Source organism: Kitasatospora sp. NPDC004669, assembly GCF_040609455.1.
GTDB lineage: Bacteria > Actinomycetota > Actinomycetes > Streptomycetales > Streptomycetaceae > Kitasatospora.
On record NZ_JBEXKB010000026.1, the window covers coordinates 40,541 to 57,129 of the forward strand.

10 protein-coding genes are annotated in these 16,589 nt (G+C 69.8%); all 10 read right to left on the bottom strand.

Going from position 1 to position 16,589, the window contains the following annotated elements:
• Nucleotides 1-124 precede the first annotated feature (124 nt).
• The 10 genes from ABZW30_RS22195 to ABZW30_RS22240 all read right to left on the bottom strand — a co-directional run bounded on the left by ABZW30_RS22195 (nucleotide 125) and on the right by ABZW30_RS22240 (nucleotide 16,587).
• Nucleotides 125-1,351, bottom strand: coding sequence for a cation:proton antiporter (locus tag ABZW30_RS22195; RefSeq protein WP_355672872.1), 1,227 nt, complete (start codon nucleotides 1,349-1,351; stop codon nucleotides 125-127).
• 111 nt (nucleotides 1,352-1,462) lie between these two features.
• The gene (locus ABZW30_RS22200; protein WP_355672873.1) at nucleotides 1,463-3,049 is read right to left on the bottom strand and encodes an MBL fold metallo-hydrolase; all 1,587 of its coding nucleotides are present in this window, start codon (nucleotides 3,047-3,049) and stop codon (nucleotides 1,463-1,465) included.
• A 23-nt stretch (nucleotides 3,050-3,072) separates the two neighbouring features.
• Entirely contained in the window at nucleotides 3,073-4,338 is a 1,266-nt protein-coding gene (locus tag ABZW30_RS22205; RefSeq protein ID WP_355672874.1) for a tryptophan 7-halogenase, read from the bottom strand.
• A gap of 44 nt (nucleotides 4,339-4,382) precedes the next feature.
• Nucleotides 4,383-5,612, bottom strand: a complete 1,230-nt coding sequence (locus ABZW30_RS22210) for a cytochrome P450 (RefSeq protein WP_355672875.1) — start codon at nucleotides 5,610-5,612, stop codon at nucleotides 4,383-4,385.
• The gene (locus ABZW30_RS22215; RefSeq protein WP_355672876.1) at nucleotides 5,605-7,143 is read right to left on the bottom strand and encodes a tryptophan halogenase family protein; all 1,539 of its coding nucleotides are present in this window, start codon (nucleotides 7,141-7,143) and stop codon (nucleotides 5,605-5,607) included. Before ABZW30_RS22215 ends, ABZW30_RS22210 begins: the two co-directional genes overlap by 8 nt.
• Before the next feature lie 4 nt (nucleotides 7,144-7,147).
• Complete coding sequence (locus tag ABZW30_RS22220; RefSeq protein WP_355672877.1) at nucleotides 7,148-8,344, bottom strand: cytochrome P450; 1,197 nt, start codon at nucleotides 8,342-8,344, stop codon at nucleotides 7,148-7,150.
• A complete protein-coding gene (locus ABZW30_RS22225) occupies nucleotides 8,334-9,488 on the bottom strand; it encodes a cytochrome P450 (RefSeq protein ID WP_355672878.1) in 1,155 nt (384 codons plus the stop codon). Before ABZW30_RS22225 ends, ABZW30_RS22220 begins: the two co-directional genes overlap by 11 nt.
• Before the next feature lie 23 nt (nucleotides 9,489-9,511).
• Nucleotides 9,512-10,687 (bottom strand): cytochrome P450, encoded by a 1,176-nt coding sequence (locus ABZW30_RS22230; RefSeq protein WP_355672879.1) that lies wholly within the window; start codon nucleotides 10,685-10,687, stop codon nucleotides 9,512-9,514.
• Between the two features lie 110 nt (nucleotides 10,688-10,797).
• On the bottom strand, nucleotides 10,798-11,007 hold the full coding sequence (locus tag ABZW30_RS22235; RefSeq protein WP_355672880.1) for an MbtH family protein: 210 nt from the start codon (nucleotides 11,005-11,007) through the stop codon (nucleotides 10,798-10,800).
• A 15-nt stretch (nucleotides 11,008-11,022) separates the two neighbouring features.
• The gene (locus tag ABZW30_RS22240) at nucleotides 11,023-16,587 is read right to left on the bottom strand and encodes an amino acid adenylation domain-containing protein (protein ID WP_355672881.1); all 5,565 of its coding nucleotides are present in this window, start codon (nucleotides 16,585-16,587) and stop codon (nucleotides 11,023-11,025) included.
• Between the last annotated feature and the right edge of the window lie 2 nt (nucleotides 16,588-16,589).

A 16,589-nucleotide genomic window follows, 5' to 3' on the forward strand; every position in this document is an offset into this window, starting at 1 on the left:
CACGAGGTCGCCGACCGCTCCCTGCCCGGAACACCTCTGACAGGGCCGCCTGCCCGGAAGGCAGGCGGCCCTGTTCCTGCACGCGGATGATCCGGCACGACGCCGGCCGGGCACCGACCTCGCGTCAGACGCCGTGGTCCACGTTCTCCCTGGGAACCGGGGCCGGTCTGAGTCCCTCGTGGAATCCGAGGCGTTGCAGCAGTGGTCCCGTGATGAACGTGGTGGCCAGTGCCATGACGACCATGGCGCTGAACATGCGGCTGTCCAGCATGCCGAGCCCGAGGCCCACGTTCAGGATGACCAGTTCCGTGAGCCCGCGGGCGTTGAGCAGGACGCCGAGCGTCATCGCCTCGGGCCTCGTGGCGCCGGTCAGGCTTGCGGAGGCGGCAGCGCCGACGAACTTCCCCGTACAAGCAACCAGCACGGCGGCGACGGTCATGATCAGACCGCGGCCGGCGAGCCCGCCGATGTCCACCGACAGGCCGGTCACGGTGAAGAAGACCGGCAGCAGGAAGAGACTGGTCTGCTCGATGCGCTCGACGACCTGAGGGGCCTGCGCCTGGAGGCGGTGGCGGGGTATCGCGGCACCGAAGGCGAAGGCACCGAAGACGGGGTGCAGGCCGATCCGGTTGGTCGCCCAGGCGGACACCAGCAGTCCGGTGACGAGGACGGCATGGATGAGAGAGCTGCCGACCGCCCGCGGCCGCTCCGGAGCCAGCAGCCAACGCAGCCCCGGTCGCACGGCGTAGAGGAGGACGACCAGGAACAGAGCCGACTCCAGCACCATCCGTGCCAGCGGCCACGGACCGCTTGCGGTGGCGATGACCACGACCACGGCCAGTACGCACCAGGCGAGGAAGTCCTGGACGGCGGCACAGGCGAGCGCCATGGCACCGATGCGGCTGCGCTGCATGCCGTACTCCGTGATGATCCGGGACAGCACCGGGAACGCGGTGATCGACATCGCCGCCCCGAGGAAGATCGCCGGGGCGAGCACGCCATGGGTGCCGAGCTGCGACTTGTCGTACCAGGGAAACAGGAGAACGGCGAGCCCGGTCCCCAGCGCCAACGGCAGCGCCATGGAACCGAGTGAGACCGAGGTGACCCGGCGGCCGTTTCCCCGGAGCCGGGCGAAGTCCAGTTCGTAGCCGATGCCGAACATGAACAGGACGAGTCCGAGCTGCGCGAGCGCCTGCAGGATCGGCCGTGCGTCCGCCGGGAACAACGTTCTGACGGGGTCGCCCGGGAGGAGGCCCAACAGGCTCGGCCCCAGGGCGACACCGGCGATGATCTCCCCCATGACCGCAGGTTGCCGGATGAGCTTGGCGAGCCGGGCGAAGACGAATGCCACGGCGAAGATCACTGCGAGGCCCGCAAGCACTTCTCCGGTTATGGCATCGCTACTGGAGCTGGCAACTGAGGAGTACTCCAAGGTGATCAGCTCTCTCCCTCTTCCGTCCGGCTACGACCACTGCCATTCGGCCCGGTCGAGCAGGTGGCCGGATTTGACTCCCTTGCGCGAGCACCATTCCTGGAACTCGGCGATCTGCTGGAGCTGATAGGAGTCCTCGTTGTAGCTGGTGGCCATGACGTGACCGAGCCAGCTCTCCTCACCCATGGCGTAGATGTACACCTCTTCGGCCCCCAGCTCGGTGACGATCGCGCTCGCCTGCTCCGCGTTGGAGCCGGACAGTTTGCGGGTGGCGCTCATCTTCTTCGGGATCGGCTGGGTGAACAGGGGCTGGTACTTCCAATTCATCGGCGCACCGTCGCACTCCATGCCGAGGAACGCGATGTCGACCCGTCCGAGATGCCGGCGGACGTAGCGGTAGAGGACCGGATCGAGGCCGGAGGAGTCCGCTCCCACGTAGACGGACTTCCCGCCGAGACGTATCCAGTAGGTCGACTTGGCGCGAATGTCGAGATCAGCGTGCTCCCCGAAGAACGGAGTGGCGACGATCTTCCCGTCGGGGAAGGGCACCTCGTCGAAGTCGTCCACCTCGATGACGGGGAACCCGAGGCATTTCAGGAAGAGCGCCAGCGACGGGTCGCACAGATTGCCGCGCGAGTTCCTCGGCACGACGAATGTGCCGACCCGGCCACGGAGCTGGAGCAGGGTCTCGGACACGAGATGGTCGGAATGCCCGTGGGTGATGAGGACGTAGTCGATGTGGTCGGGCAGGTCGTCATAGGTGTACCGGCCGGTCGCGCTGGTGTCGGCGCTGATGAACGGGTCCGTGAGGATCGACACCTCGGGCGTCTGCAGGAGGAGGCAGGCATGCCCCCAGTAACGGATCCTGGCTCCGCCCGTGACACGGCGGTCGGCGGCCAGCCCCGGCTCCGCGACCAGCAGGCGGGACAGCTGGGTGGCTTCCGCGTCGCCGAGCTCCAACGCCTCGCGGAGCGCGGCCAGGGTGGTGGGCCGCACCCTGGAACGGAACAGCTCCTCGATGCCAGGGTGCCGGAAGGGGATGTCCAACTCCAGCACGTCGGGCGAGGGCAGCCGTGGGGTGCTCATCACGAACGGCCGCTCGATGCCTGTCTCCACCGAGAGCTGGACCGACTGGCGGTCCTCGGTGTAGGCCTTGCTCCGGTAGACCAGCGGCTCCAGGAAGTGCAGCGATGCCTGGTTGCCGGTGTCATAGGTGACTTCCACCAGGCCCGCCAGCTCGGGGGGCAGCCTCGGGTAGAGCGGCCTGAGGTCGTAGCCGGTCGCCTCCTCCCGAACGGTCTTCTCGGCCTCCGCGATCGCCTCGGCGAACCGGATCATGTCCGCCCGGTCGCGCCGGATGGCCGCCAGCAGCGCCTCGACCTCGCCCTTCCGCTTCTCCTCGACACCGACGAAGAATCCGCCGCGGAACTTCGGATCGCGGCTGCCTGAGAAGTGCCAGTCCGGGGTCTGCAGATAGGACTCCAGCATCGGGATCTGCCGGAAGGCCAGGTTCATGCTGGCCGTGACCGGAGCCGTCGTGTACAGCTGGGCGTAGAACCGATCGACCAATGGCTCGATGATGGTGCTGGACCGGAGAAAGAGCCGTTCCTCAGTCACTTCTGCTCCTTGCGATCGAATGATTACCGGGCTGCGTCGGGCAGCCACTTCAATCCGTCGGGCGAGACCGCCAGCCCACCTGGGAGCACCGGTTCCCCTGCCGCGAGCGCCGCCTCGCCGGACGACACTCCGGCGGCCAGATCCACGAACGACTCCGGTTCCGGGTACTCGTCACCGGCCGTCGTGTGGAACGCCGTGAGCAGATCGGAGAACGCCCCGAACTCGCGACGGTACCGCGCCTCGAACTCCGTCAGGGCGGTCTTCTCATCCAGATCGCCCGCGAGGACGCTGTTGATCGAACGGGCGGCCAGCAGGGCGCTGTAGGTCGCGAGATGGACGCCGCTGGAGAACAGCGGGTCGAGGGAACACGCGGCGTCGCCCACCAGGATCATCCCCGGGCGCCAGAACGTCGTCTGGTGGTAGGCGTAGTCCTCGCTGATCCGCAGCTTCCCGTATTTGCCGGCCGTCACCCGCATCCCCTCCGAAAGCAGATCCGAGATGGTCGGGCATTCGGCGATCAGTGCCTTGAACGCCTCCTCCCGGTCGCCCTGGAGCTTCTCGGCCCTCTCCCCGCGCACCACCGCGCCCACGCTGGTCAGCCCGCCGAACAGCGGGATGTACCAGAACCAGCCGCCGTCGAAGGCCACACTCAGGCCGTCGCCCGCATGCGGTTCCGGCAGCCGCTTGCAGCCGTTCCCGAAGTAGCCGGACAGCGCCAGGCCGCGGAAGGACTCCGTATGGTCGCGGGTGCCGCCGACGCTGGAGAACAGCGGGCTCTCCTGGCCTGTCGCGTCGATCACGAAACGCGCGCCGACCTCGTGCTCACCGCCGTCGGAGTCGGTGTACCGCAGGCCGGTGACCCGGTCGCCCTCCTCGACGACTGCGGTGACCGAGCACCCTTCACGGACCACCACACCCTTGCGCTTGGCATTGTTCAGCAGGATCCCGTCGAACCGCGTCCGATCCGCCTGGTAGGCGAAAGACGTCGGGCCGGTCAGTCGCGGTGACGCCTCGAAGGAGAAGGCCCACGGCTCCGGCCGGCCGCCCCACTGGAACGTCGCACCCCGCTTCACCGGGAAATCCGTCTCCGCCAGTTCGTCTGTGACGCCGAGCAGCCGGCACACCCCGTGCACGGTGGACGGAAGCAGCGACTCACCGACCCGGTAGCGCGGAAAGACCTCTTTCTCCACCAAGAGCACCCGGTGGCCCTGCATGGCCACCAAGGAGGCCGCGGTCGAACCCGCCGGCCCACCCCCCGCCACCACCACGTCGAACGCTTCTGCCGACATCTCTCACCATCTCTCGATCGATCGTTGATCCGTCGTGGCGCCCGCTACCAGGTGACCGGCAGGCGATCCGGGCTGTCGATGAACGCGCTGCGGAACTTCACGTCCCCCGTGGGTACGGCCAGGCCCAGTCCGGGGAACCGTCGCCACAGGGACTGATAGGCGATACGGAGCACCGCCCTCGCCACTGCGGCGCCTATGCAGTGGTGGATGCCGTGCCCGAATCCGACATGCGGGAGCGATTCACGGTTCGCGTCGAGGAGATGGGGATCCGGCGTCAACCCCGTGTCGCGGTTGGCCATGAGAATCGAACAGAGGACATACTCCCCCGCCTTGATCAGCTGCCCGTCCACGACGACATCCCTGACGGCCATGCGCGGAGTCGGCTGCTGCACCGCCGAGAGGAAGCGCAGCAGTTCGTTCACCAGGCGGTCTGCCTCCTCGCGCGAAGCGAAGAGCAACTGCCTCTGGTCGGGGTGTTCGAGCAGCGCGAGGACGCCGAAGCCGATCATCCCGGCGACGCTCTCGACGCCGCCGAGGACCAGCGCCGTGCAGACGCCCTTCAACTCCTCGTCGGTGATCCGCTCGCCGTGCTCACGCACGAGCATGCCGAGGAACCCCTCGTCGGGCTCCTTCCGCTGCCGGGTGATGAGCGTCTTCAGGTACCGGTTGAACGCCGCGCTGTCCGCCGCCCGGGCCCGGTACCCGCGGCTGAGGTCGACATTCTGCCTGACGCGGCGGATGAACTCGCTCCGGTCGTCGCGCGGGACCCCGAGCAGCTCGCACAGGGTCTCGCCACCGACCGGGTCGGCGAACAGCACCTGGAGATCCGCAGGTGCTCCCGCGACCTCCATCGCATCGAGGTGCTCTTCGACGATGCCCTCGATCGCCGGCTCCAGCCTGCGGATCCGTCGGACCGTGAACTCCGGCGTCAGCATCCGCCGCAGACGCGTGTGTTCGGGGGGATCGTAGATCGAGATCTGTCCCACCAGCTCCGGCGGGACCGGAACCCCTTCGCCGCTGAGCGGCTGCGCCTCGGTCAGTCGGAGCCGCGTCGTGAAGTTCTCGTGGTCGCCGAGTATCTTTCGCACCACGTCGTAGCCCATGGCCTGCCAGACGTAGTCCGTGCTCATCTGATCGGACGCGTTCCCCTCGATCCGGATCAGCGGGCCGTGCGCCCTGAGGGCGAACATGTCCTCGTGCGGATCGCAGAGCGTCCTTCTCATGTAGTTCGCCGTCGGTCGCACCAGCGGCGCGGCCTCGTCGACCTCACCCACGGTAGGGCAGCCATTTCATCCCGTCGGGCGAGGACACCAGCCCGCCCGGGAAGACCGGCTCCTCGGGCGCGGCGTCCTCGCCGAGAACCGCCCTCATCTGGACCTGGCCGCCCTCCTGCATCACCTGCTTGACCACGTGCGACTTGAACAACGGCACCATGTCCCCGTCATCAGCGGCGGCCATCCGGTCGACGGCCCCGGCGAACTCGGCGCTGTGCTCGGCGATCCTGGACGCCACGAGCGCCGACTCGCCGGACGCCACCCCGCCGACCAGTTCCACGAACGACTCGAACTCCGTGTGCTCGTTGTTCGTGACCTTCTTGGCGTGCCAGAAATACGATTCCTCGTTCTCGTTCATCTGGTAGAACGCCACGAGGAACTCGTAGAACACCCCGTATTCCCGTCGGTATCGGGCCTCGAATTCGTTCAGGGCGGCCTTCTCGTCCAGGTCGCCCCCGAGAATGCTGTTGATGGAACGGGCGGCGAGCAGTGCGCTGTAGGTTGCCAGGTGCACGCCGGAGGAGAATACCGGGTCGACGAAGCACGCGGCGTCGCCCACGAGAATCATTCCCGGGCGCCAGAAGGTCGTCTGGTGGTAGGAGTAGTCCTTCCGCACCCGCAGTTCCCCGTAATCCCCGGTCGTCACCCGACGTGCGTCCGACAGGTATTCCGTGATCAGCGGGCATTCGGCGATCAGGGTCTTGTACGCCTCTTCCCGGTCTCCCTGGATCTTCTCGGCCATCTCCCTGCGAACCACGACGCCCACACTGGTGAGTGTATCGCTCAGCGGAATGTACCAGAACCAGCCGCTGTTGAAGGCGACACTCAGAATATTGCCCGAATTGGGCTGCGGGAGCCGTTTGCCGTTCTCGAAGTAGCCGAACAGTGCCAGACTGCGGAAGAACTCCGAATAGTCGCGGGTGCCGCCGACACTGGAGTGCAGCCGGCTCTTGTTGCCCGACGCGTCGATCACGAAACGTGCGCTGACCTCGTGCTCACCGCCGTCGGAGTCGGTGTACCGCAGGCCGGTGACCCGGTCGCCCTCCTCGACGACTGCGGTGACCGAACATCCCTCGCGGACCACCACGCCCTTGCGCTTGGCGTTGTTCAGCAGGATCTCGTCGAATCGCGCCCGCTCCACCTGATAGGCGAACGAGGTCGGTCCTGTCATCCGCGGGGACACCGCGAAGGAGAAAGTCCACGGTTCCGGCCTCGCACCCCACCGGAATGTACCGCCACGCTTCACCGGGAATTGCGCCGCCGCGAGTTCCTCGGTGACGCCGAGCATCCGGCACACCCCGTGAACGGTGGACGGAAGCAACGACTCGCCGATCTGGTACCGCGGGAACACCTCTTTCTCCAGCAGGAGTACCCGGTGGCCCTGCATGGCGACCAGGGAGGCCACGGTCGAACCCGCCGGCCCGCCTCCCGCCACCACCACGTCGAACGTTTCCTCCGACATATCCCACCATCCCTCGATCGAGTCTTTTGCGATTGTGCAGCGCAATTGATCGCCGCTCAAGCCGTCCATTCGGTCACCACGCGACCAGCAGGCTGCTGATTCCGTACGCGGGGGTGCTCAGCCGGAACTCGGTCGCCCCGGCGGGATCCGCCAGCCGCAGCCCTGGAAAGCGCTGCCACAGCGCGGTATAGGCGATGCGCAGTTCGAGGCGGGCGAGAGCGGCTCCCAGACAATGGTGGACACCGTGCCCGAACGCGACATGGGGGACGGGTTCCCGGGTGACGTCGAGACGATCCGCGTCCGGCAGCAGAGCGGGGTCTCGGTTGGCCGCCGGGAGGGAGCAGAGGACCGTCTCCCCCGCCCTGATCACCTGGTCGCCGACGGTGATGTCCTCGACGGCGGTCCGGGGTGTCGGAGCGTAGGGGACCGTCAGGTACCGGATCAGCTCGTCGACCGCCCGGTCCGCCGACTGGACGTCGCCCCGCAGCGCGGCGATCTGCTCGGGATTCCGCAACAGCGCCAGCACGCCCAGGCCGATCATGCCGGAGATGTTGTCGTCCCCGGCCAGCATCATCTGCACGCAGACGCCCCTCAGCTCCTCATCGGTGACCGCGTCGCCGTGTTCGGCGACGACCATGCCGATGAGTCCTTCGCCGGGGTCCTTCCGCTCCCTGGCGACCATGGTCACCAGGTAGCGGGAGAACGCCTCGCCCGCGGCCGCCCGCCTTCGACCGCTGAGCGAAGCGTCGAGATGCCGGTGGCAGAGCTGGAGGAACATGGCGCGGTCGTCTCGCGGTACCCCGAGCAGCTCGCACAGCACGGAGCCGGGCACCTGGTCGGCGAACACCTCGATCAGGTCCGCGGGGGACCCCTCCCGCTCCATCGCGTCGAGGCGTTCCGTCACGATCTGTTCGATGTACGGGGCCATCCTCCGTATCCGGCGATGGGTGAACCCCGGAGCCAGCAGGCGCCGTAGCCTGGTGTGCTCCGGCGGGTCGTAGTCCATCAGGTTGCCGACCAGCTCACGCGGCCGGAAGACGCCCTTTCCGCCGATCTCGTCGTTCCGGTCGAAGCGGCGGCGCGTGCTGAACCGGGTGTGATCGCCGAGAACCTGCCGGACGACCGCGTGCCCTGTGGCCAGCCAGGTCCTTTCGGCCCCCGCTCCGGACCCGATCGTGATCCGCGTCAGCGGTCCGGCGGCGCGCAGTTCGTCGGCCGGGTCGAAGCCCTGCCGAAGCGTGTGGACCGGAGGCCGGTCGTCACCACTCAACGGGAAGCTCCTCCACGGCGAAGGGCTCGGGCCGGCCCGGCTTGAACCGCAGGTCCTCCTCCGGGACGGCGAGCCGCAGCGACGGGAACCGGCGCAACACCGCCGGCAGGGCAACCTGCAGCTGGAGCCTGGCCAGCGGTGCCCCGGGACAATGGTGGATTCCGTGTCCGAACGCCAGGTGCTTCGGGTTCTCACGGGTGATGTCGAAGCGGTCTCCCCGCGGACGGTTGACCGCCATCGTGGAGCAGGTCACGACGTCTCCGGCCCGGATGTCGCGTCCGGCGACGCGCACGTCCGCGAGAGCGACCCGAGGGGTCGGGGCCTCGATGATCGAAGCATGCCGCAGCAGCTCCTCGATCGCGCCGTCCACGAGTTCGGGACGTTCGCGAAGCAGCGCCGCCTGGTCGGGATGGGTCACGAACAGGAGCACCGCGACCGCCAGCTGGGAAGCCATCTGCTCAGCTGCCATGATCAGGTTCCCCTCGGCGAGCCCCGCCAGTTCCTCGTCGCTGACCTCCGCGCCGTGCTCGCGCACGATGACACCGATCAGCCCCTCGCCGGGATCGCGGCGCTTGCGGGCCACGAGCTTCTTGGCGTAGTCGACGACGCCCATCCCCGAAGAGGTCCGCTGCCGGGGGAGCCTGCTTCCCCTGCTCTCCCGGATCATCCGCGACAGCTCGGCCTGGTCGTCGCGGGGGACATCGAGGAACTCACAGGCGATGAGCGCCGGGATGGGCCAGGCCGCGTGCCTGACGAAGTCGACCGGCGACCCCACGTTCTCCAGATCGTCCAGGCATTCTTCGACGATTTCCTCGACACGCGGCCGCAGCCGTTCCATCCGCCGGACCGAGTAGGCCGGGGCCACGGTCCTGCGCAACCGGGTGTGGTCCGGCGGGTCGTATGCCTGGAGGATTCCCGGCAGCTCAGCCCGGTCGGCCCCGTCGTCGACCGGCCGCATGGAGCTGAACCGCTCGGGATCGGCGAGAATCTCCCGGGCCTCGTCATACCCGGTGACCAGCCATTGCTTACGGCCGCCCATCCCGGGCTGGGTGTCGTATTCGTGCAGCGGCCCCTCGTCCATCAGGCCGTGGAACTCCGGCACGGGATCGAGCCGGTGCCGCTGGTGCGGCAGGGGAAGTGCCATCGGTCCTCCCAAGGTTTCCGGTGCTACCAGTCGAGCAGCAGGGCTTCCACATCGAACGGCGGCGGCCCCAAGGTGATCTCGCGGTGCGGTTCGGCCAGCCGCAGGGTGGGGAAGCGGTGCGCCAGCGCCGGAATCGCGACCCGGAACATCAGCTCGGCCAGAGCTCTGCCGAGGCAGTGATGGATGCCGTACCCGAACGCCAGGTGTTCCGGCCGAGCACGGGTGATGTCGAACTCGTCGTCCGCACCGGGGTAGTTCCGGCGGTTGGCGGCCAGCAGGGAACACGTGACGGTGTCGCCGGCCTTGACGAGGTGGTCCCCGATCCGCACGTCCTGCGTCGCGACGCGCGGATGAGTCTTCTCGTCGGTCGTGAGGTACCGGATCACTTCGTCCAGCCAACCCGGTACGGCGTCGGGCTTCTCCCGTAGCACGGCGAACTGCTCGGGCGCTTCGACCATCAGCCACGCGCCCGCCGCGAGCAGACGGGCCACCTGGTCGGCGCCCGCGCCCATGACGAACGCGGCCACCCCCGTCAGCTCGGCGTCCGTGATGGCGTCACCGTGTTCGCGCACCACGACGCCGAACATGTCGTCGCCGGGATCCCGGCGCGAGTTGGCGACATGCTGCTTCATGTAGGTCATGAACTTGTTCCCCGCCGCGGTGCGCCTCTTGCCCGACCGGTCAGCCCGGCTGGCGAGCAGGACCCGTGCCAGATCCGCCTGGTCGTCCCGGGGAATGCCGAGGAAGTCGCAGGTCGCCGGCGTCGCCACGGCCCATCCGAAGTGCGGGACGAAGTCCACCGGGCCGCCGAGTGCCTCGATGGCGCCCAGGCTGTCCTGGACGATCTGCTCGACCTGCGGCCGGAATCCCTGCATCCGGCGGACGGAGAACGCGGGAGTCACCATCCGCCGGAGCCGCGTGTGCTCCGGCGGGTCGTACTGGGTGAGGAAGCCGGGCCAGATGAAGCCGGCCGCAGTCCCGCCGTAGAGCAGGCGCGCGCTGAACTTGTCCGAGCCGAGGACCTGCCGGACCTCCTTGATCCCGGTGGCGAGCCACGCGGTCCGCCCCTCGGCGGAGTCCTCGGTTCCCAGGACGGTCAGGTCGCCCTCGCTCATCAGGGAGTGGAGCTCGGGCACCGGATCGAACCGGTTCCTCCGGTGCAACTGCGACGCCCGGAGGACGTTGATCTTCTCGAACATGCCGCGGGTCCTTTCGTCTCATCCGGCCGGCGTTCGCGCAATGGCGGTCTCCGGGCGGTCGGACGGGCGTCGAGCCCGTCCAACCGCCCGAATTGAGCGGCTGGACACTCTCAGCCGCCGATCTCCGCGATCAGGCTCTTCGGCCGGAGGTCGGTCCAGTTCTCCTCGACGTAGGCGAGGCAGTCCTGGCGGGCGGCCGCGCCGTGCACCGGGGTCCAGCCGTCCGGCACTTCGGCGAAGGCGGGCCAGAGGGAGTGCTGGCCCTCGTCGTTGACGAGCACGAAGAAGGAGCCGTCCTCGTTGTCAAAGGGGTTGGTCACGGTGTTCCTTTCCTGCTACGGCCGCGGCCGGAGCTTCTCGGCGACGACGGCCCCGATCCGGGCCAGCGACGCGGGCTGCAACATCTCGTTGTGGTCGACGGGGATCTCGTGGGGCTCCACGGTTCCGCTGGTCAGAGGCCGCCAGCTGGCGATCGCCCAATCGACGGGCATGTGCGGGGGGCGGTCCTTCGCGGCGATGAACAGCAGGATGTCGCCGGCGAAGCTCGGGGCGTCGTGCCTGGGCCCGACCTCGGCGAGGTTCCGCATCACCTCTTCGAGGCGGGCCCGGGCTCCGTCCCCCCTGGCCAGTCCGGCGGCGAGCTCCATCTGCTGTTCCTTCAGCTTGTCCACGGCCTCCTGGGCCTGCCCGTCGCCGCGTGCCTTCTTCCCCATGTAGGTGGGGTAGGCGTCGAGCAGGGCGAGCAGGCCGACCCGCTCGCCCTCGGCCTCGAACAGCGCGGCCATCGCCTGCGCGATCCGCCCGCCGAGGGACCAACCGAGGAGGTGGTAGGGCCCGGTCGGCTGTACGGTGCGGATCTGCGCGACGTAGTCGGCCGCCATCTCCTCGACGCCGCCGGGCAGGGCTTCGGTGCGGGCCAGGCCGCGCGCCTGGATTCCGTAGACCGGCTGGTTCGACGGGAGCTCCCGCAGCAGCGGCCCGTAGTTCCAGCTCAGGCCGCCGCTCGCGTGGACGCAGAACAGCGGCGGACGGTCGCCGCCGGGGCGCAGCGGCAGCAGGACCTCGAAGTCGCCCGTGGCGGTCTTCGCCGCGACGCTGGATCGCCGCCGCTCGCCCAGGACGGTCAGGGTTCCGGCAGCGGACCAGCGGGCGAGCAGGCCGGTGCGCAGCATCCGCCGCCCCTCGGCCCCGAACGGGCAGGCCAGGCTCTGGTCGGCCGGGCGCGCGTCGACCGCGGGGCCGGTGAGGTAGAGACCGCCGACGGCTCCGGGCGCGACGGGGAGCAGCCGGTCGTCGAGCACCAGCGCGCCGAGCGGGCCGTCCTGGACCAGGTCGGCGACTGCCGGGGGCACGGACCCGGTCCACACAGCCGGGGCCTCGGCCGGACGCTCGCGCTCGGCGTCGTCCAGCAGGATCTCCAGGTCACTGACACGCCGGTGGGGGTCCTCCGCCACCTGTTCCAGGACGCGGACCAGCCGTCGGGCCAGCGTTTCGGCCGTGGCCCGGTCGAACAGGTCGACGGCGTAGCGGAGTTCTCCGTCGATGCCGTCGCCGCGGTCGTCCTCGTCGCGGTGCTCGGTGAGCCTGAAGGCCAGGTCCAGCTCGATGGCCTCGGGCCGGCCGGGTTCGACGCTGGTGCGCAGGGCCGGCAGTTCGGTCGCGTCCCACGCGCCGGTGTCCTCCTCGGCCACCTCCAGGGACACCTGGAACACGGGGTGGCGGGAGAGCGAGGCGGGCAGGTCCAGCAGATCGACGATTCGCTCGAAGGGGACGTCCAGGTGCTGGCGGGTGTCCCGGACGGTCTCCTGCACCCGGGCGACGGTCTCCAGGAAGGTCGGGTCGCCCGGGACGGCGGTGCGCAGCGGGAGCGGCCGGGCGAACGGCCCGACCATCGGCTCCAGGTCGATCAGGTCCTCGTCCCGCGGCAGCACCGTGCCGATCACGAGGTCGTCGCCCGCGCCCAGTCGGGTCAGCAGCATGGCGAGCGCGGCATGCACCAGCTGGTGAGCGTCGGCGCCCGTCGGGTCCAGGGCCGCCAGCAGCCGGGCGTGCGGGGCGCCGTCCAGCCGCAGCGCGACCGTGCCGGCCTGCCGCGACGGGATGGCCGGGCGCGGACGGTCGAAGGGGAGGACCGTTTCCCCGTCGATGCCGGCGAGGTGGTCCCGCCAGAAGGACGTCTGGTCGTCGATCAGGCTTCCCTGCTCGCGCTCGCCCTCCAGCAGCCGTTGCTCCCAGATGGCGTAGTCGGCGAACTGCAGGGTCAGTGGCGCGCGTTCCGGGACCCGGCCCGCGCGCCGCGCGCCGTAGGCGGCCGCCAGGTCGCGGAAGTACACGTCCAGCGAGTCGTCGTCGGCGGCGATCCGGTGCACCGTCAGCGCCAGCACGTGCTCCCGCTCCGCGACCGCGAAGAGGTCGCAGCGCCACGGCATCTCACGGGTGAGGTCGAAGGGCCGTCGGGCCCGTTCGGCGAGAAGCCCGGGGAGGTCCTCCTCGGCGGCCGCAACCGGCGTCAGCTGAACCGCCGCGGAGTCGTGGACGTGCTGGTGGACGGTCGTGGCCTGGCCGGGGAAGGTCGTCCGGAGGATCTCGTGCCGGGACGCGACGTCACCGAGCGCCGCCTCCAGCGCGGGCACGTCCAGCCGGCCGCGCACGCGCAGCGCGACCGAGGCGTGCATGCCCGCGGTCGTCTCTCCGGGACGGGCCAGCAGCCAGGCGCGGAGCTGCCGGGCGGTGAGAGGCACCTGCTCCGGCCGGGTGGCGGCCTCCAGCGCGGGACGTGACTTCGCCGCCAACGCCCTGGCGATGCCCGCGGGGGTGGGCGAGGAGAACAGCTGCCGGATGGGCAGGTCCGCGCCGATCTCCTCACGGATCCGCGCGATGAGCCGCATGGCCAGCGCCGAGCTGCCGCCCAGGTCGTGGAAGGCGTCGTCGACGCCCACCCGCTCGACACCGAGGATCTCGGCGAACAGCGCGCAGAGCACTTTCTCGGTCTCGCTCTCGGGGGCCTTCTCCGACGTGCGTTCCGCGAAGTCGGGGGCGGGCAGGGCCCGGCGGTCCACCTTGCCGTTCACGGTGATGGGCAGGCCCGGACGAACGACGACCGCCACGGGCACCATGTAGGAGGGCAGGACGAGGCCCATCCGCCGCCGCATCTCCTCCACGTCGGCCTCGCCTCCGTCGGTGACGACGTAGCCGACCAGACGCCGCTCGCCGGGCTGGTCCTCGCGCGCCACGACGACCGCCTCGGTCACGCCCGGCTGGGCCGCCAGCACGGCTTCCACCTCGGCCGGCTCCACCCGGAAGCCCCGGATCTTCACCTGGTCGTCGGCCCGCCCGAGGAACACCACCTCTCCGTCGCGGTTCCAGCGCGCCAGGTCTCCCGTGCGGTACATGCGCTCACCGGCGAGGAACGGGCATGCGACGAACCGTTCGGCCGTCAGGTCCGGCCTGCCGAGGTACCCGCGGGCCAGGCCGGTGCCGGCGATGTACAGCTCGCCGGTGATCCCCGGCGCGACCGGCTGCAGGAAGGCGTCGAGGACGTAGACCTCGCGGTTCGCCATGGGGCGGCCGATCGGCAGCTCACGCCCGGTCCCGTCACCGGGCTCGATCGGCTTCCATGTCGCGCACAGGGTGGTCTCGGTCGGCCCGTAGGTGTTCCTCACCCGCAGGCCGGGCTGGGCCCGCCGCAGGTTCTCCACCGCGAAGGCGGGAACGACGTCCCCGCCTGTGCCGACCTCGATCAGACCTGTGAAGCATTCCGGTGACGCCTCCGCCAGGGCGCGGAAGGTTCCGGCGGTGAGGTGGACGGCGGTCGCGCCCCGTTCGACGGCCAGGCGCACGCCGCCGGCGTCCACCACTCCCGGCTCGGCGAGCAGGATCCGGCCGCCCGTGGCGAGCGGCACCCACATCTCGTAGAGCGAGGCGTCGAAGACATGTGTCGCGTGCATCAGCACGCCGTCCCCGGGACCGATCCGCCAGCCCGCGTCGCCCGCCAGGCCGGCCACTCCCCCATGGGTGACGGCCACGCCCTTCGGGACGCCCGTGGATCCGGAGGTGTACATCACATACGCCAGATCGTCCGCGCCGACCCGGATCTCCGGAGCGGTGGCGGCCCGGCCGTCGACGGCCGCGCGGGTCTCCGGCGCGTCGAGGACGATCGCGTTCTCCGGCGCGACCGCCCTGGTGGCGATCGTGCACACGGTGGTCGGGACCCCGGAGTCGGCAAGGATGAGCGCGATCCGCTCAGCCGGGCTCCCCGCGTCGATCGGGACGAACGCGGCGCCCGCCTTCCAGATCGCCAGGAACGCGATCACCAGGTCGGCGGACCGTTCCATGGCCACCCCGACCAGGGCGCCACGCCGGACGCCGCAACCGGTGAGGTATCCGGCCAGCCGGTTCGACGCCTGGTCGACCTCGGCGTAGGTCAGATCCCTGCCGCCGGCATCGGTGATCGCCACCGCATGGGGTGCGGCGTCCACCCGCCGCCCGAACAGCTCGACCACGGACGCTCCGGGCACCGGGCCCGCGGTCGCGTTCCAGTCGTCCACCACCACGGCGCGCTCGGCGACGCTCAGCAGGGTCAGCCGGCCGACCAGGACATCGGGCTCGGCGACCAGCCGTTCCGCCACCCGGACGAACGCGCCCAGGACGGATTCGGCGACCTCCCGGTCGAACAGGCCCCGGTCGTAGTTGAGAATGACCGGCATCCGCTCGCCCGGCCCGGTGACCAGGGTGAAGGGGTAGTGCGAGGAGTCGCGTCCCTTCCGCACGGGGCGCATGTTCAGGCCGCCGTCCTGCGGCTGGTCGAGTCCGGTGCGGGGGAAGTTCTCGTAGATGACGAGCGTGTCGAAGATCGCTCCGGGTCCGGCGGCGGCCTGCGCCTCCTGCAGGCCGAGATGCTGGTGGGCCATGAGCGCCGACTGGTTCCGCTGCAGATCGGCGAGAAGGTCGACGACCCGCCGCCCGCCGTCGAGGCGGACGCGCACCGGCAGGGTGCCGAGCAGCATGCCGACCATCGACTCCACGCCGGCCAGCTCGGCCGGCCGACCCGAGACGGTCGCACCGAACACCACGTCGGTGCGGCCTGCCAGTTGCGACAGCACGACGGCCCACACGCCCTGTACCACGGTGCTCAGCGTGAGGTCGTGACCACGGGCCAGCTGTGCCAGATCGTTCGTCAGCTCCGGGGGAAGCTCGGTCATCACCGTGTCGATGTCCGGTACTCGGCTCGGATCGGCCGGGGCGACCGTGGTGGGGGCGTCCAGGCCGGCGAGCTCCTTGCGCCAGGCGGCCCGGGCCGCCTCCTTGTCCTGGCGTCCCAGCCAGGAGAGGTAGTCGCGGTAGGAGGCCGCGACCGGCAGTCCGGACGGGTCCCCGCCGGCCGCGTAGATCGCGGAGAGCTCGCGGTGAATGATCGGCATCGACCAGCCGTCGGCCAGGACATGATGAAGGGTGTGTACGAGCCGGTGGCTCTCCGGGCCGAGCCGGATCAGGTGCAGTTTCATCAGCGGGGCCGTCTCGAGACGGAAGCGTTCGGCGAGCTCTTCCTCCGCCAGTCGCCCCACCTCACCGTCGGCCAGGTCGTCCGGGAGTCCGGAGAGGTCCGTCTCACGCCACGGGATCTTGACGTCCCGTAGGACGACCTGGACCATCTGCGCGCCGCTGACGTACCGGAAGCAGACCCGCAGCGCGGCATGCCGGTCCAGGAGCGCCTGCCAGGACTTCCTCAGACGCTCGGAGTCCAGCGGGCCCTCGATGCCGTAGACGGACTGCACGGTGTAGGTGTCCGGGCCGTCCTTGTCGAGAGCGGTGTGGTAGAGCATTCCCTCCTGCAGTGGAGACAGGGGCCAGACGTCTTCCACGCCGGAGCGCGGCTTTGCACGGGTTTCGTCAACGGTCATGT